The sequence below is a fragment of the Rhizobium sp. CFBP 8752 genome, from assembly GCF_014842035.1.
Taxonomy (GTDB): Bacteria; Pseudomonadota; Alphaproteobacteria; order Rhizobiales; family Rhizobiaceae; genus Neorhizobium; species Neorhizobium soli.
The window spans coordinates 1-291 of record NZ_JACYUZ010000013.1 but is presented as its reverse complement, the minus strand read 5'-3'; the positions used below and the strand labels follow the sequence as shown (position 1 = coordinate 291).

Annotated in this window: 1 tRNA gene; it reads right to left on the bottom strand. The window is 58.1% G+C overall.

The window, feature by feature from the left end:
• Positions 1-77, bottom strand: a tRNA-Met gene (locus tag IFT59_RS23000).
• Positions 78-291: the final 214 nt, after the last annotated feature.

Here is a 291-nt window from a genome sequence, read left to right as displayed (position 1 = left end):
TGGTTGCGGGGGCAGGATTTGAACCTGCGGCCTTCAGGTTATGAGCCTGACGAGCTACCGGGCTGCTCCACCCCGCGCCAAGCGAATTTGGCGTAGCCAAATATCGCGTCTGCGTAAACCGCGTTGCGGTTTACGCGTAGTGCCGGAGCAAATCCGAAGGATTTGTCTCCTGTGAGGGACGCACCGGCTACAGACCGAACGTCCCATTATTTCGTTAAACCCCAGCAACGACAAAAGGCCGCTTTGGGAGCGGCCCTTGGTTTGGCCAGGGGCCGGTTTGTTATGTGTGAG